The organism is Carnobacterium sp. (assembly GCF_032094055.1).
In the GTDB taxonomy this organism is placed as follows: Bacteria; Bacillota; Bacilli; order Lactobacillales; family Carnobacteriaceae; genus Carnobacterium_A.
The window spans coordinates 2881-3402 of record NZ_DAMDAK010000137.1 but is presented as its reverse complement, the minus strand read 5'-3'; the positions used below and the strand labels follow the sequence as shown (position 1 = coordinate 3402).

General features: G+C 34.7%; 1 protein-coding gene. It reads left to right on the top strand.

The window, feature by feature from the left end:
- Window positions 1-421, top strand: a 421-nt coding sequence (locus RT405_RS13290) for a dihydrofolate reductase family protein (RefSeq protein ID WP_313470331.1), incomplete at its 5' end; no start/stop codon positions are given.
- Window positions 422-522 lie beyond the last annotated feature (101 nt).

Here is a 522-nt window from a genome sequence, read left to right as displayed (position 1 = left end):
AGCTCTTCTACTAGGGCGAGTAACCTATCAAGGTTTTGCAGCTGCCTGGCCTTCTATGACTGATGAAGAAGGTTTTGCTGATAAGATGAACAGCATTCCTAAATTTGTTGCTTCAACAACTTTAGAAAAAACCGAATGGAATGCAAATCTTATCAAGGATAATGTTATAGAAGAAATATCGAAACTGAAGGAACAGCCCGGTCAGAACCTTTTAATCTATGGCAGTGGTGATCTTACACAAACATTAATGCAACATGACCTCATTGATGAATATCACTTTATAGTCAATCCCGTTATCGTAGGAAGCGGAAAGCGTCTCTTTAAAACCGGAAACGATACAAAGGCTTTAAAACTGATCGAAACAATAACGACCAGTTCAGGTGTCGTTATTCTTTCCTATCAGCCGGAGAAAAAAGAATAATTATTGATAAATTATATAAACCAAAAAACTCATCAGAATAAATCCTGTTGAGTTTTTTTATAAGATAATACATATATTAATTTATAAAAATCATACGGGTT